Raw genomic sequence first — 17416 nt, 5'->3', positions numbered from 1 at the left:
CGGGCTGTGCTCTGGTTCATTGCAATCGATACCCAGACCACCTGGATTATGTCAGGGGAAAAAAAACCCCGCCAATATGGCGGGGTCTTTTTGCACAGCATCTGAATCAGGACTTCTTGATCTTGCGAAGCTTTTCGATCGCCCGAAGTTGCGCCACAGCTTCGGCCAGTTCGGCCTGTGCCTTGGCATATTCGAACTGCTCTTTCTGACCAGCCAGAGCCTCTTCGGCGCGTCGTTTCGCCTCAATGGCCGCGGCCTCGTCTAGATCACTTGCCCGCACAGCGGTATCGGCCAGCACCGTCACCATATGCGGCTGGACTTCAAGAATGCCCCCGGAGACGTAGAAATGCATCATCTCCTTGCCGTTTTCCACTCGCACATCGCCGGGCTTCAGGCGGGTCACCAGCGGCGTGTGCCGCGGGGCGATACCCAATTCACCCATCACGCCGGGGGCGTAAACCATTTCGGCCTGGCCTGAATGGATCTCACCCTCTGCACTGACGATGTCGACATGTATAGTCATGGACATTTAGATTCTCCGGACTTGTTTAGTCGCCTGCACCGCGCTCGACTGCTTCCTCGATACCGCCGACCATGTAGAAGGCCTGTTCCGGCAGGTGATCATATTCACCTTCCAGGATCGCCTTGAAGCTGGCAATGGTATCTTTAACCGATACGTACTTACCGGGTGAACCGGTAAAGACCTCGGCCACGAAGAAGGGCTGGGAGAGGAAACGCTGCATCTTACGAGCACGGGCAACCGTCAGTTTGTCTTCTTCTGACAGTTCGTCCATACCCAGGATGGCGATAATATCTTTCAGTTCCTTATAGCGTTGCAGGGTACCCTGTACGCCACGGGCCACGCTGTAGTGCTCTTCGCCGACGATATGGGGATCCAGAATACGCGAGGTGGAGTCCAGCGGATCCACAGCCGGATAGATACCCAGCTCAGCGATCTGACGGGACAGTACCAGGGTCGCATCCAAGTGAGCGAAGGTGGTGGCAGGGGAGGGGTCAGTCAAATCGTCCGCCGGTACGTAGACCGCCTGGAACGAGGTGATAGAGCCGGTCTTGGTGGAGGTAATACGCTCCTGCAATACACCCATCTCGGCCGCCAGTGTCGGCTGGTAGCCCACCGCAGAAGGCATACGACCCAGCAGTGCCGATACCTCGGTACCCGCCAGGGTGTAGCGATAGATGTTGTCCACGAACAGCAGCACGTCACGACCTTCGTCACGGAAGTTCTCCGCAATGGTCAGACCGGTCAGGGCCACGCGCAGACGGTTTCCAGGGGGCTCATTCATCTGACCGTAAACCAGGGCCACTTTATCAAGTACGCCACCTTCAGCCATCTCGTGGTAGAAGTCGTTACCCTCACGGGTACGCTCACCCACACCGGCAAATACGGAGAATCCGGAGTGCTCGACAGCGATATTACGGATCAGCTCCATCAGGGTCACGGTCTTGCCCACGCCGGCGCCGCCGAACAGCCCGACCTTACCACCCTTCACGATCGGCATGATCAGGTCGATCACCTTAATGCCCGTCTCCAGGATTTCGGTAGCCGTGGACTGATCTTCCAGTTTCGGTGCGACACGGTGAATCGGCATAAACTCATCGGTCTTGACCGGACCGGCCTCATCCACCGGGTTACCCAGCACGTCCATGATCCGGCCCAGGGTACCCTGGCCGACCGGGACGGTTATGGGGGCGCCCGTATTGACTGCTTCCACGCCTCGCTTCAGACCGTCGGTTGAACCCATCGCAATGGTACGGGCGATGCCGTCACCCAATTGCTGTTGAACTTCAAGGGTCAGACCCACTTCTTCGATCTTCAGCGCATCGTAGACCTTCGGCATATGACCCATGGGGAACTGTACGTCCACCACAGCACCGATGATTTCCACCACTTTACCCGAACTCATCTCTGGTTCCTCTTGTCGCTGTCGACGACTCTCTAATGTTTAAAAACTTAACCTGTTCTACACAAGGACTTATACGGCGGCGGTACTTAAACTGCCGCGGCGCCGGCCACGATCTCGGAGATCTCCTGGGTGATGGCTGCCTGACGCGCCTTGTTATAGACCAACTGCAACTCATCGATAAGGTTACCTGCGTTATCGGTCGCCGCCTTCATGGCCACCATACGGGCAGACTGTTCGCAGGCACCGTTCTCAACTACTGCCTGGTAGACCAGCGACTCGATGTAGCGGGTCAGCAAGCCATCCAGCACCTCTTTCGAATCGGGCTCGTAGATGTAGTCCCAATGGTGCTTCAGCTCCTGCTCGGTTTCGCCGGCAATCGGCACCAGTTGCTCGATGGTTGGATCCTGGGTCATGGTATTCACAAAGCCGTTATAGGCTACGTAGATACGATCAATGTCACCATTCTCGTAGGCATCAAGCATCACCTTGATGGTACCGATCAACTGCTCGATACGGGGTGCATCGCCCATGTGCGTGGCCTGGGCCAGCACCTTGCCGCCAAAACGCTTGAAGAAGCCCAGTGCCTTGGATCCGATGGTGCAGAAATCAACCTGAATACCGGCTTCCTGCTGCTGGCGGATCTCCCGCACCAGCTTGCGGAACAGGTTGCTGTTCAAACCGCCGCAGAGTCCACGATCGGAAGAGATAACGATATAGCCGACCCGGCTCACGTCACGCTCTTTCATAAAGGTGTGGACATACTCCGGATGCGCGTGGGCCAGGTGACCAATGACGTTCCGCATCTTTTCCGCATAGGGACGGGTTGCGTCTTTTCGGTCCTGCGCCTTGCGCATCTTGGCAGCTGCCACCATCTCCATCGCGGAAGTGATCTTCTGCGTGTTCTTGATGCTGGCAATCTTGGTGCGTATCTCTTTTGCGCCTGCCATGATTAAACCTTATCTCTCAGCTTTAATGGACGTCATGCTTACCAGGTGTGGTTGGCCTTGAAGTCCTTGATGGCGTCATGCAATGACTGGGCAATCTCGTCATTGTAATCGGCCGATGCGTTGATCTGATCGCTCAGCTCTTTCTGATTGCTGCGCATATAGGAGTGCAGCGCCGCTTCAAAATCCACCACTTTGTTGGCTGGGATGTCATCCAGATAGCCTTCATTGGCGGCGAACAGCGAGGTGGCCATCTCAGCGATTGAAAGCGGCGTATACTGCGGCTGCTTCATCAGTTCGGTTACCCGCTCACCACGCTCCAGCTGGGCGCGGGTTGCGTCATCAAGGTCTGATGCGAACTGCGAGAAGGCTGCCAGCTCACGATACTGGGCCAACGCCAGACGTACACCACCACCCAATTTCTTAATGATCTTGGTCTGGGCAGCACCACCCACACGGGATACGGACAGACCGGCGTTGATTGCCGGGCGGATACCGGCGTTGAACAGGTCCGCCTCCAGGAAGATCTGTCCGTCGGTAATGGAGATCACGTTGGTCGGTACGAAAGCCGATACGTCACCACCCTGCGTCTCAATAATGGGGAAAGCGGTCAGTGAACCGGTCTTGCCCTTGACTTCACCGTTGGTGAACTTCTCCACGAACTCCTCGTTAACCCGGGCAGAACGCTCCAACAGACGGGAGTGCAGGTAGAAGACGTCACCGGGATAGGCTTCACGACCAGGGGGACGACGCAGCAACAGGGACACCTGACGATAGGCCCAGGCCTGTTTGGTCAGATCATCATAGATGATCATGGCATCCTGGCCGCGGTCACGGAAGTACTCACCCATGGTGGCGCCGGCGTAGGGAGCGATGAACTGCATGGCGGCTGAGTCGGCAGCCGGAGCGGCAACGATAATGGTGTGCTCCATGGCGCCGTGCTCTTCGAGCTTGCGTACCACCTGCGCGATGGTGGAGTTCTTCTGACCCACTGCCACGTAGATACACTTAACGCCGGTACCCTTCTGGTTGATGATGGCGTCGATGGCGATGGCAGACTTACCGGTCTGACGGTCACCGATGATCAGCTCACGCTGGCCACGACCTACCGGCACCATGGCATCGATTGCCTTGAGACCGGTCTGCACCGGCTGATCCACCGATTTACGATCGATCACACCCGGAGCCACCTTCTCAATCGGGGAGGTTTCAGTAAATTCCACATCACCCTTGCCGTCCAGCGGGTTACCCAGTGAGTCAACAACGCGACCCAGCAGGCCTTCGCCGATAGGCACTTCCAGTACGCGGCCGGTACATTTCACTGCGTCGCCTTCGGTCAGGTGAGTGTACTCACCCAGGATTACCGCGCCGACGGAGTCACGCTCCAGGTTCAGAGCCAGACCGTAGGTATTACCCGGAAACTCCAGCATCTCGTAAGACATGGCGTCTTCCAGACCATGGATTCGGGCAATGCCGTCGGTCAGACTGATGATGGTGCCCTCGTTGCGGGCTTCAGTCTTCAGATCGAACTTTTCGATCCTGTTTTTGATCAGTTCGCTGATCTCGGATGGATTGAGTTGCATGATGGCTTCTCGCTTAGATTCCTAATTCGTTCGCCAGTTGCTGCAGCTGCCCGCTGACGGAACCGTCAATCACCATGTCGCCAGCTCGAATGTGAACGCCACCTATCAGGTCTGCATTCTCTTCGCTGGTGATGGTTATGTCGTATCCCAGTTTGGCTTTCAGCGCATCGGCTATTTGGGTTTCCTGATTCGGCTCCAGGGCAAATGCAGAGGTTACGTGCACATGCTGTATCCGCTGACTTTTGGCTTTCAGTTGCTCGTAGAGTCTGGCTATCTCACCCGCCAGGGTAAGACGTCCATTGGCTACCAGTACCTTGACCAGGTTCTTGCCCTCTTCGTTGAAGCGGTCACCCCCGATTTCGATAACCAGATCCGCAAGATCTGACCGGTCGAATTTGGGATTGGTGATAACCCCGGCCATGGTTGGATCGCCAACCACTGCCTCAAGAAACTCAAGAGTTTCCGACCAGGGACCTAATGTATCGGTCTCTTTGGCCCGGTTAAATACCGCTTCCGCGTAAGGACGGGCTATTGTGGTTGTGTCTCCAGCCATAGCAGCGCCTTAGATCTTCTGAGCCAGTTGTTCGACGATATCCTGATGGGCAGAAGCGTCGATCTCCTTGCGGAGAATTTTGCTTGCACCCAATACCGCCAGCTCGGCTACCTGTTGACGCAGCTGTTCACGAGCACGATTGGTCTCCTGCTCGATCTCCGCCTGGGCAGCTGCAAGAATACGTTCGCTTTCGGCACGTGCGTTGCCCTTGGATTCATCAACGATCTCGGAAGCACGCTTCTGAGCCTGGTTAATGATTTCGGCTGCCTGGCTTTTCGCTTCGCGGATAGCCTCTTTAGCACGTTCCTTGGCCAACTCCTGTTCGTGCTGGCCGTGTTCTGCGGCTGCCAGTCCGTCTGCAATCTCCTTTCGACGAGTGTCGAGGGCGCCCATGATCGGGGTCCAGACAAACTTCATCGTGAACCACACAAACACCGCAAAGGAGAGAAGCTGACCAATAAGAGTCAGATTTATGTTCATCCCGGATTTACCTCGCTTTTGACGAGATGATAGTCAGTATGTTCGTTGATAACCAAAATTACCCGGCAACCGCGAACAAGACGTACATCGCCAAACCAACAGCGATCATGGGAACGGCGTCGACCAGACCCATAACAATGAAGAACTGGGTACGCAGCATCGGAATCAGCTCAGGCTGACGGGCTGCACCCTCGAGGAAACGGCCACCCAGCACACCGATACCGACTGCGGCACCCAGTGCACCCAGACCCATCATCAATGCACCAGCGATGTACAACAGTGCAGTTGCTTCAGTCATTTCTATCTCCCGTTTGTCGTGAGGTTGTTAAGTTAATCGAAAAAACTACAAAGAAATCAGTGTTCGTTATGCGCCATGTCCAGATAAACGATGGTCAGGGTCATGAAGATGAACGCCTGCAACGTGATAATCAGGATATGGAAGATTGCCCAGCCCAACTGCAGTACACCGCCGAACAGTCCCAGCACGATACCGGCGTTGTACATCAGGGCGATCAGAATGAAGATCATCTCACCGGCGTACATGTTGCCGAACAGTCGCAGTGCCAGGGAAATCGGCTTGGCAATCAGGCTGACGAATTCGAGGACGAAGTTGATCGGAATAAACAGCAGTTTGACGATCACATTGTCTGAAGAGAAGGGCTGCAGGGTCAGTTCACCCATGAAGCCGCCCACGCCCTTGATCTTGATGCTGTAGTAAAGCGTCAGCAGGAACACGCCGATCGCCATACCGAAAGTACCGTTGGGATCAGTCGAGGGCACCACTTTCATGAAGTGGATACCCAGGGCGCCGCTGATATAGGGGATCACGTCGACCGGCACCAGATCCATCAGGTTTTGCAGGAAGATCCAGACGAAGATGGTCAGCGCCAGGGGAGCCACCAGGGGATTGCGGCCGCTGAAGGAGCCGCGCACGCTGTCGTCGACAAACTCCACCAGCCACTCGGCGAAGTTCTGCAGGCCGCCCGGTACTTCGGAAGTGACCCGATCGGCGACCTTCTTGCCGAAGTAGATGAACAGGCCGCCCAGTAATATCGACCAGAACATGGTATCGACGTTAATGGCCCAGAAACCCATCTCTTTCGCCTCGGCCGCACTGTGGGCAAGGCCCCAGCTACCGTCGGCATGCTGACCGAAGGTCAGGTTGGTCAGATGGTGCTTAATGTATTCGCTAGAGGTAAGGGTATCGCCAGCCATTGTGCTATCACATAACCAAAATTTGATGTTAATCCAATAGTTGAACCACCACGATCGGCATCAACTGTACCAACAGAAAGATGCCCAACAGTGCGCCAACACTCAGTGGCTTGATCCAGAGGATGACCCCCGCAAAAAGCAAACCCGTCAACACGAGTTTCAAGATCTCTGCGCCGTAGAAGCGGGCCAGCAGTCTGCCCGGCTCCTGGGCGGTATACCGGACAAAAATCCGATAGGCAAACAGGACATTCCCCAGGGTTGCTATCAGCCCGCCCGCCAGTCCTGAGTAAGCATAAACACCGCCCGCGACCAGCAGCAGTATCAAGGCCGCAGTCAAGGACGTTACTAATTGTGCCAGGACGGTGCGGTAGGCTTGGCGCTTATCCGCCAGATGCATCGATCAAAGATCCCCAGCAGTTAAAACCGCACTCAAAAAGCCGGCGCAGTATAAATGTTGCGCCGCATAAGGTCAAACGATGGGCAAATAAGTTTTATGATTATACCGAAAATAAACATTGGTTCATCACCGGCATATCGCACCCAACCTACTGTATATGTTCCAGTATTCCGTCCAGTTCATCGAGACTGTTATAGCTGATCACCAGCTTGCCTTTGCCACCGTTACCCTGCTGCAACTTAACGCGGGCTCCGAGGCGCTCGGTAAGGCGGTTTTCCAACGAGCGGATGTTGGGATCTTCCCGTACCGGCTGTTTCGCCTTCGCTGATCCCTCACTTTCGCCCTGCAGGCGACGCACCAGCTTTTCGGTCTCCCGAACCGAAAGCCCCTGCAGGCTGACCTGCCGGGCCGCTTCGCTCTGCAGACCCCCCTTCAGGCCGAGCAGGGCACGGGCATGCCCCATCTCGATGCGCCCCTCTTCGATCATGCTCTTTACGTCCGCGTTCAGCTCCAGCAGCCGCAGCAGGTTGGTCACGGTGGTGCGGGATTTGCCCACCGCCCGGGCAATCTCCTGGTGAGTCAACTCAAATTCGTTCAGCAGCCGGTGCAGGGCACCGGCCTCTTCCAGCGGATTCAGATCGTCGCGCTGGATATTCTCAATCAGCCCCATGGCCATGGCGGCCTGGTCGTTAACATCCCGGATAACCACCGGTATCTCGCTCAGCCCGGCCTGCTGGGAGGCGCGCCAGCGCCGCTCACCGGCAATGATCTCATACTGATTGCCGTCCACCGGTCGCACCACGATGGGTTGTACCACGCCCTGGGCGGCGATGGAGTCCGCCAGCTCCTGCAGACTCTCAGGATTGAAATCCCGACGTGGCTGATAACGGCCGCGCCGGATCAGATCGACCGGCAGGGAGGTGAGGCTGTCGGCCGATTGGCCGGCCTCGCTTGATGATTGCTCCTCCTTACCCGTCGGATTCCCCAGCAGGGCATCCAGTCCGCGTCCGAGGCCTCTTTTTTTTGCTGCCATGTTCTGTTTCCGCATAGACGCACGCCACCAGGCATGCGTGATCTTGTCTTGTTCAGGCCGGTGCAGCCATGCGTTTTTCCTGTCTGCGCATCAGCTCGCTGGCCATGGCCAGGTAGGATACCGCACCGCGCGACGATTTATCATACAGTAAAACCGGCAGCCCGTGACTCGGCGCCTCGGCAACCCGGATATTGCGCGGGATGATGGTACGGAACACCTGGTCGCCAAAGTGCTGGATCAGCTGGGCCGACACTTCGTTGGTCAGGTTGTTGCGCGGATCGTGCATGGTGCGCAGGATGCCGTCAATCACCAACTGGCTGTTGCGGCTACCCTGGATCTGCCGGATGGTATTGATCAGGGCGGACAACCCCTCCAGGGCGTAGTACTCACACTGCAGGGGGATCAGCACGCCATCCGCCGCCACCAGGGCGTTGACGGTCAGCATGTTCAGCGATGGCGGACAGTCAATGACGATGTAATCATAACGATCCTTGGCTCCGGCCAACGCCAGGCTGAGGCGTTTCTCCTTCAGCGGGACATTCATCAGCCCCACCTCAGCAGCGGTCAGATCGGCATTGGCGGGCAGCACGTCGAAGCCCGCTTCGGGTGCCTTCACCACCGCATCATTGCAGTTCGCCTCACCCAGCAGCACATCGCAACTGGAGCTGTCGAGATTGTGCTTGTCCACACCACAGCCCATCGTGGCGTTGCCCTGTGGATCCAGGTCCACCAGCAATACCTTGCGCTTGAACGATGCCAGCGACGCCGCCAGATTAACCGCCGTGGTGGTTTTACCAACCCCACCTTTCTGATTTGCGACACAGATTATTCGACCCATAGCCCATTTCCGCGCTAGTACCCGGCCATGCCGGGTTTCCAAAACCCCCGCCCAGGTTGTCCTGGCGGGCCGCTCAGAATATCAGAAAGCGGGGCAGATGTACGAACTTTGCCCCGATCAGCAGACGTTGTGTGATGCGGATTGCACCGTCGGTGCCTCCCCGTGCCCGGTGTTACTTGAACAGCGCTTCCGCTGCCTGGCGATAATCCGCTCCACTGTCGCTCTCCGAGCGGGGATCGGCGGTCGCCTCGAAATAGTCACAGTAGTTGGCACGGGTCTTGTCCAGCACCTTATCCGCCTGGGGTTCCCGGCACTGGTTGGTGAAAGCCGGATCATACCAGCGGCAGTTTCGACACGCCCGGGTCGGCTTGCCGCACTTCAGACAGAGGGTCTCCCGACCATAATCGTACTTCGACAATTCAGTTCCGCACTGCCAGCACTTACCCGCCACGGTTGTTGTCATACCCACCTCTCTGTCGGGATTCCGATGACCCGGAAGATTATTACTCTTCGGTTTACGCAACGGCAAGCCGGATTGCCCATCCGGGCCGGATACACTCTCCTATACTGGGAGCAAACCACCCCATTTCCGGATGACCGGACCGCCATAGGAATGAACCGCAGCCAATGGAGCGATCGACTTGCAGTTCCCCGGGCACTAACGCATATTTAAGGGACCCGTGTCCCGGAGACGCCGCACGACGGCAAGGATTGATCCATGTATGAAACCTTAAACGAGCTGGGCGTTAGCGATCTCGACCAGATCGAACGTTATACCCTGCGGCAGGAGGGGGATGAAGACATCCTGAAGATCTACTTCAAACGCAAGAAAGGCGAGCTGTTCCCCCACAGCATGAAGTTCAGGCACGGGCGCTCGAAAAAGATGGTGCAGGTGGACAGCGGTACCCACAAGTACAAAGAGGTCAGTGAAATATCCCCCACCATGCTGAAGCTTACCCAGGAACTGGACCAGCTGGTGCACCATGAAGAGAATGTGGCCGATTTTAAAAAGCGCATCCTGAGCGATATCGATCACCTGGAGAAGGTGATGAAGCGCAAGCTGGATCAGCTCAGAAACGATATCGAAACCCTGGAGTAGGGGGTTCCGGCAACCGACTCAGGGTCCGCCTCGCACCAGGAAGCGATCCAACTGATTTGCGAAGGCCTGACGATCACTCTTGTCCAGGGCCGGCGGGCCGCCCGTATTAACGCCGCTGCTGCGCAACTCATCCATAAAGTTCCGCATCGCCAGCCGTTCCCGGATATTCTCCCGGGTATACAGCTCACCCCGGGGGTTAAGGGCGTAGGCACCCTTGTCGATCACCCCGGCCGCCAGCGGGATATCGGCGGTGATCACCAGATCACCGGCCTCTGCCTGGCGGATGATTTCGTTATCCGCCACGTCGAACCCGGCCGACACCTGAATGGAGCGGATATAGGGGGAGGGCGGGGTTCTGATCGCCTGGTTGGCCACCAGAATAACGGCTATCTTCATCCGTTCTGCCGCCCGGAACAGGATCTCCTTGATCACGTTGGGGCAGGCATCCGCGTCGACCCAGATCTGCATCTCATCCTCCAACGACTGCGTATCAACGCAGCCCATTAATATTGCTTACTCAGCCGACCGACCCGCCCGCACCCGCAGGGCGTGGCGCTGACCATCACTCCCCGGCACCCGCAACGGCACCACTTCAACCCGGTAACCCGCTGCCTCCAGTTCGGCAATCTCGTCTTTTGGCACGGTACCCTTCATGGCCAGCAACTGGCCCCGATCCGCCAGCAGATGCCGGGTCAGCTGCACCATCTTGGGCAGGGCGGCAAAGGCCCGTGCCGTAATGGTGTCAAAACCGGTCCCGGCCTGGTAAGCCTCCACCCGGGTGCGCACCACTGCCACATTGGGCAGTCCGAGAGTGACCAGGGACTGCTGGACAAAGCGGGTCTTCTTGCCGTTCGAATCGATCAGCACAAAGCGGCTGTCGGGTTGCGCCACCGCCAGGGGAATGCCCGGCAGACCCGGCCCGGTGCCCACATCCAGCACCCGTTCACCGGTCAGCAGGGGCAGGATCGACAGGCTATCGAGCAGCTGGCGGGAGACCATCTGCTCGGGATCGCGGATCGCGGTCAGATTGAACGCCCGGTTCCACTTCAGCAGCAGACCGAGGTAATCGAGCAACTGCTGCTGTTGCTCCAGGGAGAGGTCGATGGCCATGGCCCGCAGGCCATCGCTCAGCTGGTGCCGCCAGCGGGTCAGGTGTTCGGTCATGATTTACGCTTCAGATGGATCAACAGCAGGGAGATGGCAGCCGGAGTCAGGCCGGGAATCCGGCTCGCCTGGCCGATCGTGGCCGGGCGTCGCTTGATCAGCTTCTCCCGCACCTCCGCCGACAGGCCGCGCACCTTGGCATAGTCAAAATTGTCCGGCAGTTTCAGTGCTTCGTTGGCCCGCAGACGCTCGATCTCCACCTGCTGGCGCTTGATATAACCGGCATAACGGGCCTGAATCTCCAGCTGCTCCGCCGCCTCGTTATCGGTCAGCGCCGGGCCCAGGTCCGGCAGGCTGCAGAGCCGCTGGTAATCCACGTCCGGCCGCGCCAGCAGATCCAGCGCCCGGGTCTCCTTGGAGATGGGGCTGTCAAACAGCGCCGTCACCTGCTCGGCCAGGGGCGTCCGGGGTTGCACCCAGATATCCCGCAGCCGCTGCTGCTCCTGTTCGATCGCCTCGCGCTTCTGTTCAAAGCGCTGCCAACGCTCATCCGGCACCAGCCCCAGCCGGCGACCCTGCTCGGTCAGGCGCAGGTCGGCATTATCCTCCCGCAGCAGCAGGCGGAACTCGGCCCGGCTGGTGAACATACGGTAGGGCTCCTGGGTCCCCTTGCTGATCAGGTCATCCACCAGCACGCCCAGATAGGCCTCATCCCGGCGCGGGCACCAGGCCGCCTGGTCACGCAGTTTCAGTACCGCATTGAGTCCGGCCAGCAACCCCTGGGCCGCCGCCTCCTCATAGCCGGTGGTGCCATTGATCTGACCGGCGAAGTACAGCCCGTCGATGAAACGCGTCTCCAGGCTGGGGCGCAGATCCCGGGGATCGAAGAAGTCATACTCGATGGCGTAACCGGGCCGCATGATACGGGCCTCGGCAAACCCCTCCATGGAGCGCACCAACGCCAGTTGCACATCAAAGGGGAGGGAGGTGGAGATGCCGTTCGGGTAGACCTCGTTGCACTCCAGCCCCTCCGGTTCGATAAAGATCTGGTGGGAGCTCTTGTCGGCAAAGCGCACCACCTTGTCCTCGATGGAGGGGCAGTAGCGCGGACCAACCCCCTCGATCACCCCGGTATACATGGGCGAGCGGGACATGCCGCCGCGAATGATCTCGTGGGTGCGCTCATTGGTATGGGTGATGTGGCAGCTCACCTGGCGCGGATGCTCGTCACGGGAACCCAGAAACGAGAACACCGGCGCCGGGTCATCCCCCGGCTGTTCGGCCAGCTGGCTGTAATCAATGGTGCGGCTGTCGATACGGGGTGGGGTTCCGGTCTTCAGCCGCGACACATGAAACGGTAGCTCCCGCAGTCGCCGGGAGAGGGCATTGGCCGGGGGATCGCCGGCCCGGCCGCCTTCGTAATTGTTGAGTCCGATATGGATACGGCCACCAAGAAAAGTACCGGTGGTGAGCACCACAGCGTTGGCGCGGAACTTGAGCCCCATCTGGGTCACCACGCCAGTGACCCGCTCCCCCTCCACGATCAGGTCATCCACCGCCTGCTGAAACAGATCCAGGTCGGGCTGGTTCTCCAGGGCATAACGGATGGCCGCCTTGTAGCGCACCCGGTCCGCCTGGGCGCGGGTCGCCCGCACCGCCGGCCCCTTGCTGGCGTTAAGGATGCGGAACTGGATACCGGCCTGGTCGGTGGCCCGGGCCATGATGCCACCCAGGGCATCCACCTCTTTTACCAGGTGGCCCTTGCCGATGCCGCCGATGGCAGGATTGCAGCTCATCTGGCCCAGGGTCTCGATATTGTGGCTCAACAGCAGAGTACGGGCGCCCATGCGCGCCGCCGCCAGGGCCGCCTCGGTACCGGCATGGCCGCCGCCGACCACAATCACCTCGTAGCTGTCTGTATAGAACATAGTATCCCGAACCAAGATCGAATCAGCCGGGTAGTGTACCCCTTGTGGGCCGGTAGCTGGAACAGGCAGACAGCGGGAACAGTACCCTTGACTGAGCGGATAACGGTGCGGCACCCCGCCACAACCGGGGAATTGCGGTGCCGGTTGGCGTTATGGGGACACCATCATCCGGAACTCTTAAAAAAACTGGTACTCTTTCAACCGTATCAGAAAATCGGGAGTGATTATGAAGCAGTTGCTGGATCAAGCGGTGGCCCAGGCCGGTAAAATCATCGTCGGCAAGGAACATACAATACGGCTGGCCCTCACCTGTCTGTTGGCCAACGGCCATCTGCTGATCGAGGATCTGCCCGGGGTGGGCAAGACCACTCTGGCCCACACCCTGGCCCGTCTGTTGGGACTGCAGTACCAGCGCATCCAGTTCACCAGCGACCTGCTGCCGGCGGACATTATCGGCGTCTCCATCTACAACCGGGGTGACGAATCGTTCCAGTTTCATCCGGGACCGGTATTCAGCCAGCTGCTGCTGGCGGATGAGATCAACCGGGCCACCCCCAAGGCCCAGAGCGCCCTGCTGGAGGCGATGGAGGAGCGTCAGGTGACCAGCGATGGCCAGACCCGCAACCTGCCCCAACCCTTTTTTGTCATCGCGACCCAGAACCCGGCCCACCAGGTCGGTACTTTCCCCCTGCCGGAGTCGCAACTGGATCGCTTTCTGATGCGGATCCAGATCGGCTACCCGGATGCACAGGCGGAGCGGGTCCTGCTGGCCGGCGAGGATCGGCGCAACCTGCTGGAGCAACTCGCCCCCTGTCTGACCCTGGAACAGCTGCGGGAGTTACAGCAGCAGGTGACCCGGGTGCATGTGTCGAACGCTCTGCTGGACTACATCCAGGCCCTGCTCAAGTTCAGCCGCAGCAGCCCCCGATTCCAGCACGGCCTGTCGCCCCGGGCCGGCCTCGCCCTGATCAACAGCGCCCGGGCCTGGGCGCTGCTGGCCGGCCATCCCCAGGTACTGCCGGAGGATGTGCAGGCAGTGCTGGCAGCCACGGTGACCCATCGTCTGCAGGGAGGCGGTGACGGCGGGATGGCTGAAGAGCGGGGCCTGGCCCAGTATCTGCTGGAATCCGTGCCCCTGCCATGAGGCTGAAGATCCCGGACCGGTTTATCCGGCGCTGCCACAGCGATGCCCAGGGCAACACCAGCGTCGGTGCTCAGCAGATCTATATCCTTCCCACCCGCCAGGGGCTCGGTTTCGCCCTGCTGCTGTTACTGATGTGGATCGGATCGATCAACTACGCCAACAATCTCGGTCTGCTGCTCACGTTTCTGCTGGCCGGACTCGGCCTGGTGGCCATGCTGCATACCTGGCGCAACCTGCTCGGGCTGCAAATCCGTCCGGGACGCTGTGAACCGGTGTTCAAAGGACAGTCGGCCAGATTCGAGATCCTGGTCAGCCATACCGGACGGGATGAACGGCCCGGCATCCAGTTGCAGGTTGCTGCCGGCGAGCCGGTGGCGGACGATCTCCCGCCAGCGGGCGAACAGGCGTTTACCCTGCCGGTTCGAGCCGAGCGGCGCGGTCGACTACTGCTGCCCCGCTGCACCCTGAGTACCCGTTATCCACTCGGCCTGCTGTATGCCTGGAGCTACCTGGAACTGGAGGCGGAAACCCTGGTCTATCCGGCGCCGGGGCCACGCAGCCGGCTCACCAGTCAACCCAGTTATCAACCCAGTTCCCAGGGCGACAAGGGTGTGGGGAGCGACGACTTCATCGGCCTGCGGGGCTACCGGCCCGGCGACTCGCCCCGGCAGATCGACTGGAAAACGGAGGCCCGGGAGCAAGGGCTGCAGACCAAACAGTTTGGCGGTGACCGGGCCGACAGGTTGTGGATCGACTGGGCCAGCTATCCAGGCCTGGAGACCGAGGCCCGGCTCAGCGCCCTGTGCCGGGCGGTACTGGATGCGGCCGAACAGCAGCAGGCGTTCGGGTTGCGCCTGCCGGATCAGGAGCTGAAGCCGGCCCGGGGTGAGACACAGCTGCAGGCTGCATTGACTGCCCTGGCCCTGTACGGGGAGACGCCGGCATGAGTCAGCCGCTGCTCAGCAGCCGGACGCAGCTGTCACTCACCCTGATCACCCTGCTGGTGGTGGCCCCCCATTTCACCCGGCTTGATCTGCGTGTCAGCCTCGCTTTCATCGCGGTCATTCTGCTGCGGGTCGCCACCCTCTATCTGCCTCGCCTGCAGATCGGCCGCTGGCTGCTGCTGGCTATCACCCTGGTTGGCCTGGCGCTGATTCTGTCCCTCTATCCGCTGTTGATGGGCCTGCCGGCCAAGGTGGCGCTGCTGTCGCTGATGCTGGGACTGAAACTGCTGGAGTGCCGCCGTGGCCGGGATCTCTACGTCGTGATTTTTCTCGGCTACTTCTCCCTCATCACCCACTTTCTGTTTGACCAGACCATGCTGACCGTCGCCTATATACTGGTGATGGTGGTGGCACTCAGTGGTCTGCTGGTGGAGGCCGCCCACAGCCGCAGCCGGAGCGGCTGGCCGACCGCTTCGCTGCGTACCGCCGCCAGCATGGGCCTGCAGGCCATACCGGTGATGCTGGTGCTGTTCTTCCTGTTCCCACGCATCGATGGACCACTGTGGAACCTGGGCGTGGATAACTCCACCGGGCAGACCGGTCTCAGCGACAACATCACCCTGGGCAGCATCAGTCAGCTGATCCGCTCCCGGGCCGTGGTCTTCCGGGTCGAATTCGATCAGCAGGTCCCCGCGCCACCCCAGCGCTACTGGCGCGGCCCGGTGCTGTGGCGGACCGACGGCCGGCGCTGGAACCAGGCCCGGCTCAATGACACCGATGCGGTCAGGTACCGCAGCAGTGCAGCGCCGGTCAGCTACCGGGTAACCCTGGAGCCATCACCCAACAACTGGCTCTATGCCCTGGACCTGCCGGACAGCCTGCCGCTTGGGGCCGAACTGACGGCCGATTTTCAGATCACTGCCAAGAATATCCGCCAGCGGCGTTACCGCTATGCCGCCACCTCACGTCTGCAGTACCAGACCGGCCCGCTGAGCGAACAGCAGCGCCACCTCGGGTTGCAACTGCCCGGCAGCGTCACCCCGCGCATGCGGGCCCTGGTGAACCGTTGGCGGGCAGAGTCCGCCAACAACCGCCAGCTGGTCAATCGGGCACTGCAGTTTTTCCGCAATGAACCTTTCTACTACACCCTCAATCCGCCCCCGCTGGATGGGAACCCGATCGATCAGTTCCTGTTCGACAGCCGGCGCGGCTTCTGCGAACACTACGCCACCAGCTTCACTCTGCTGATGCGACTGGCCGGCATCCCGGCCCGGGTGGTGACCGGCTACCAGGGCGGTGAACTGAACCCCCTGGGTGACTACCTGATCGTGCGCCAGTCCGATGCCCACGCCTGGAGCGAAGTGTGGCTGGAACAGAGTGGCTGGACCCGCATCGACCCCACCGCCGCCGTGGCACCGGAGCGCATTGAGCGCTCCTTTGAATTCGATCTGCAGGAGAACAGCGCGCCCGGTTTTCCGGTCATCTTCTCGGCCGGGGACAACGCCCTGCTGAACCGGTTGGCAAAACAGTTCCGTCTCGGCCTGGATGCCGCCAACGCCTCCTGGCACCGCTGGATTCTCGGCTACTCCAGTGAACAGCAGCAGCACCTCCTGCAACTGCTGGGATTCGGCGCCCTCTCCGCGTTCAAACTGGCACTGACCATGATGCTGGCCATCGCCGCACTGGTTCCGTTGCTGATCCTGCTGTTGCGCTGGCGCGGCCGGGGCAGGGTCGATCCGGTACAGCGGGACTATGCAACCTTCTGCCGTCGCCTGGCCCGCCGGGGGCTGCGGCGTCTACCCCACGAGGGGCCACAGGATTTTGCCCGCCGGGTGATCCGGAAACGGCCCGATCTGCAGCGACCGGTGAGCGCCATTGTGAATCTCTACATCAGCTTGCGCTACGGCAGTGCGGATGATCCCCGGCAGCGCCGGCGCTTGCATCAACTGGTGCGCAGCTTTCGCGCCTGACAACAAACCCCGGCGGCAGGCTGAAGCGGTGGATAATCGCCGCCAATTGATGCAGCGCAACTCAACGGGAATATTTACCGGAATAACTTATTGCACTGCAACAAATGACGCGCAATACTGACCCCATTGATCATCCCATGATCAATTCAGCGAGCTTGACCAACCACCCGTACAGGCAACAGCAGCGGGTCGGGGTCACCCTCAGACCGGAGGCAAGGGAGCCGTTCCAGATCTGAGATCTGCTACGATTTCCCAGCCC

19 protein-coding genes are annotated in these 17416 nt (G+C 59.7%); 4 read left to right on the top strand and 15 right to left on the bottom strand.

Annotated elements, in window-relative coordinates:
• Positions 1-106: 106 nt before the first annotated feature.
• The 12 genes from AAY24_RS13075 to AAY24_RS13020 form a co-directional block, all read right to left on the bottom strand.
• Entirely contained in the window at positions 107-529 is a 423-nt protein-coding gene (locus tag AAY24_RS13075; RefSeq protein ID WP_046860064.1) for a F0F1 ATP synthase subunit epsilon, read from the bottom strand.
• A 19-nt stretch (positions 530-548) separates the two neighbouring features.
• A complete protein-coding gene (gene atpD, locus AAY24_RS13070; protein ID WP_046860063.1) occupies positions 549-1925 on the bottom strand; it encodes a F0F1 ATP synthase subunit beta in 1377 nt (458 codons plus the stop codon).
• Positions 1926-2011: 86 nt separating this feature from the next.
• Positions 2012-2872 (bottom strand): F0F1 ATP synthase subunit gamma, encoded by an 861-nt coding sequence (gene atpG, locus AAY24_RS13065; protein WP_046860062.1) that lies wholly within the window; start codon positions 2870-2872, stop codon positions 2012-2014.
• A 38-nt stretch (positions 2873-2910) separates the two neighbouring features.
• Positions 2911-4452, bottom strand: a complete 1542-nt coding sequence (atpA, locus tag AAY24_RS13060; protein WP_046860061.1) for a F0F1 ATP synthase subunit alpha — start codon at positions 4450-4452, stop codon at positions 2911-2913.
• Between the two features lie 13 nt (positions 4453-4465).
• Positions 4466-5005, bottom strand: a complete 540-nt coding sequence (locus AAY24_RS13055) for a F0F1 ATP synthase subunit delta (protein WP_046860060.1) — start codon at positions 5003-5005, stop codon at positions 4466-4468.
• A 9-nt stretch (positions 5006-5014) separates the two neighbouring features.
• Complete coding sequence (locus AAY24_RS13050; RefSeq protein WP_046860059.1) at positions 5015-5485, bottom strand: F0F1 ATP synthase subunit B; 471 nt, start codon at positions 5483-5485, stop codon at positions 5015-5017.
• A gap of 58 nt (positions 5486-5543) precedes the next feature.
• Positions 5544-5783: a F0F1 ATP synthase subunit C gene (atpE, locus tag AAY24_RS13045; RefSeq protein WP_046860058.1), complete on the bottom strand. Its 240-nt coding sequence runs from the start codon at positions 5781-5783 to the stop codon at positions 5544-5546.
• Positions 5784-5839: 56 nt separating this feature from the next.
• The gene (gene atpB / locus AAY24_RS13040) at positions 5840-6700 is read right to left on the bottom strand and encodes a F0F1 ATP synthase subunit A (protein WP_046860057.1); all 861 of its coding nucleotides are present in this window, start codon (positions 6698-6700) and stop codon (positions 5840-5842) included.
• 28 nt (positions 6701-6728) lie between these two features.
• Positions 6729-7097: an ATP synthase subunit I gene (locus tag AAY24_RS13035; protein ID WP_046860056.1), complete on the bottom strand. Its 369-nt coding sequence runs from the start codon at positions 7095-7097 to the stop codon at positions 6729-6731.
• Between the two features lie 148 nt (positions 7098-7245).
• Positions 7246-8130, bottom strand: coding sequence for a ParB/RepB/Spo0J family partition protein (locus AAY24_RS13030; protein WP_046861299.1), 885 nt, complete (start codon positions 8128-8130; stop codon positions 7246-7248).
• A gap of 52 nt (positions 8131-8182) precedes the next feature.
• Entirely contained in the window at positions 8183-8968 is a 786-nt protein-coding gene (locus AAY24_RS13025) for a ParA family protein (RefSeq protein ID WP_046860055.1), read from the bottom strand.
• A 172-nt stretch (positions 8969-9140) separates the two neighbouring features.
• Positions 9141-9431 carry a hypothetical protein gene (locus AAY24_RS13020; protein ID WP_046860054.1) on the bottom strand — a complete coding sequence of 97 codons (291 nt, stop codon included), beginning with the start codon at positions 9429-9431 and terminating at the stop codon, positions 9141-9143.
• 255 nt (positions 9432-9686) lie between these two features.
• Here AAY24_RS13020 and AAY24_RS13015 point away from each other — a divergent pair, with 255 nt between their 5' ends.
• The gene (locus AAY24_RS13015; RefSeq protein WP_046860053.1) at positions 9687-10067 is read left to right on the top strand and encodes a DUF3461 family protein; all 381 of its coding nucleotides are present in this window, start codon (positions 9687-9689) and stop codon (positions 10065-10067) included.
• Between the two features lie 18 nt (positions 10068-10085).
• Here the strand turns inward: AAY24_RS13015 and AAY24_RS13010 are convergent, their stop codons facing one another.
• From AAY24_RS13010 to mnmG, 3 genes are read right to left on the bottom strand one after another with little or no spacing between them, the layout of a single operon-like run.
• Positions 10086-10535 (bottom strand): YaiI/YqxD family protein, encoded by a 450-nt coding sequence (locus tag AAY24_RS13010; protein WP_046861298.1) that lies wholly within the window; start codon positions 10533-10535, stop codon positions 10086-10088.
• 45 nt (positions 10536-10580) lie between these two features.
• Positions 10581-11231: a 16S rRNA (guanine(527)-N(7))-methyltransferase RsmG gene (gene rsmG / locus AAY24_RS13005; protein WP_046860052.1), complete on the bottom strand. Its 651-nt coding sequence runs from the start codon at positions 11229-11231 to the stop codon at positions 10581-10583.
• Complete coding sequence (gene mnmG, locus AAY24_RS13000; protein ID WP_046860051.1) at positions 11228-13099, bottom strand: tRNA uridine-5-carboxymethylaminomethyl(34) synthesis enzyme MnmG; 1872 nt, start codon at positions 13097-13099, stop codon at positions 11228-11230. The genes rsmG and mnmG overlap by 4 nt, the downstream gene beginning before the upstream one ends.
• A gap of 226 nt (positions 13100-13325) precedes the next feature.
• Here mnmG and AAY24_RS12995 point away from each other — a divergent pair, with 226 nt between their 5' ends.
• The 3 genes from AAY24_RS12995 to AAY24_RS12985 are packed head-to-tail and all read left to right on the top strand — an operon-like array spanning position 13326 to position 17157.
• The gene (locus tag AAY24_RS12995) at positions 13326-14243 is read left to right on the top strand and encodes an AAA family ATPase (protein ID WP_046860050.1); all 918 of its coding nucleotides are present in this window, start codon (positions 13326-13328) and stop codon (positions 14241-14243) included.
• Complete coding sequence (locus AAY24_RS12990; protein ID WP_046860049.1) at positions 14240-15190, top strand: DUF58 domain-containing protein; 951 nt, start codon at positions 14240-14242, stop codon at positions 15188-15190. Before AAY24_RS12995 ends, AAY24_RS12990 begins: the two co-directional genes overlap by 4 nt.
• On the top strand, positions 15187-17157 hold the full coding sequence (locus tag AAY24_RS12985; protein WP_046860048.1) for a transglutaminase TgpA family protein: 1971 nt from the start codon (positions 15187-15189) through the stop codon (positions 17155-17157). The genes AAY24_RS12990 and AAY24_RS12985 overlap by 4 nt, the downstream gene beginning before the upstream one ends.
• The last annotated feature ends 259 nt before the right edge of the window (positions 17158-17416 follow it).

Source organism: Sedimenticola thiotaurini (assembly GCF_001007875.1).
In the GTDB taxonomy this organism is placed as follows: Bacteria; Pseudomonadota; Gammaproteobacteria; order Chromatiales; family Chromatiaceae; genus Sedimenticola; species Sedimenticola thiotaurini.
Note: the sequence above shows the minus strand (reverse complement) of the source record. Positions and strands in the feature narration are given on the sequence as shown.

Excerpts from the sequence above, each read along its gene's own strand:
- atpG (WP_046860062.1), bottom strand. The coding sequence starts at position 2,872 with ATGGCAGGCGCAAAAGAGATACGCACCAAGATTGCCAGCATCAAGAAC.
- AAY24_RS12995 (WP_046860050.1), top strand. The coding sequence starts at position 13,326 with ATGAAGCAGTTGCTGGATCAAGCGGTGGCCCAGGCCGGTAAAATCATC.
- AAY24_RS13035 (WP_046860056.1), bottom strand. The coding sequence starts at position 7,097 with ATGCATCTGGCGGATAAGCGCCAAGCCTACCGCACCGTCCTGGCACAA.
- AAY24_RS13075 (WP_046860064.1), bottom strand. The coding sequence starts at position 529 with ATGTCCATGACTATACATGTCGACATCGTCAGTGCAGAGGGTGAGATC.
- atpA (WP_046860061.1), bottom strand. The coding sequence starts at position 4,452 with ATGCAACTCAATCCATCCGAGATCAGCGAACTGATCAAAAACAGGATC.
- AAY24_RS13050 (WP_046860059.1), bottom strand. The coding sequence starts at position 5,485 with ATGAACATAAATCTGACTCTTATTGGTCAGCTTCTCTCCTTTGCGGTG.
- AAY24_RS12990 (WP_046860049.1), top strand. The coding sequence starts at position 14,240 with ATGAGGCTGAAGATCCCGGACCGGTTTATCCGGCGCTGCCACAGCGAT.
- AAY24_RS13010 (WP_046861298.1), bottom strand. The coding sequence starts at position 10,535 with ATGCAGATCTGGGTCGACGCGGATGCCTGCCCCAACGTGATCAAGGAG.
- atpB (WP_046860057.1), bottom strand. The coding sequence starts at position 6,700 with ATGGCTGGCGATACCCTTACCTCTAGCGAATACATTAAGCACCATCTG.
- AAY24_RS13025 (WP_046860055.1), bottom strand. The coding sequence starts at position 8,968 with ATGGGTCGAATAATCTGTGTCGCAAATCAGAAAGGTGGGGTTGGTAAA.
- AAY24_RS12985 (WP_046860048.1), top strand. The coding sequence starts at position 15,187 with ATGAGTCAGCCGCTGCTCAGCAGCCGGACGCAGCTGTCACTCACCCTG.
- AAY24_RS13055 (WP_046860060.1), bottom strand. The coding sequence starts at position 5,005 with ATGGCTGGAGACACAACCACAATAGCCCGTCCTTACGCGGAAGCGGTA.
- AAY24_RS13015 (WP_046860053.1), top strand. The coding sequence starts at position 9,687 with ATGTATGAAACCTTAAACGAGCTGGGCGTTAGCGATCTCGACCAGATC.
- atpE (WP_046860058.1), bottom strand. The coding sequence starts at position 5,783 with ATGACTGAAGCAACTGCACTGTTGTACATCGCTGGTGCATTGATGATG.
- mnmG (WP_046860051.1), bottom strand. The coding sequence starts at position 13,099 with ATGTTCTATACAGACAGCTACGAGGTGATTGTGGTCGGCGGCGGCCAT.
- atpD (WP_046860063.1), bottom strand. The coding sequence starts at position 1,925 with ATGAGTTCGGGTAAAGTGGTGGAAATCATCGGTGCTGTGGTGGACGTA.
- rsmG (WP_046860052.1), bottom strand. The coding sequence starts at position 11,231 with ATGACCGAACACCTGACCCGCTGGCGGCACCAGCTGAGCGATGGCCTG.
- AAY24_RS13030 (WP_046861299.1), bottom strand. The coding sequence starts at position 8,130 with ATGGCAGCAAAAAAAAGAGGCCTCGGACGCGGACTGGATGCCCTGCTG.
- AAY24_RS13020 (WP_046860054.1), bottom strand. The coding sequence starts at position 9,431 with ATGACAACAACCGTGGCGGGTAAGTGCTGGCAGTGCGGAACTGAATTG.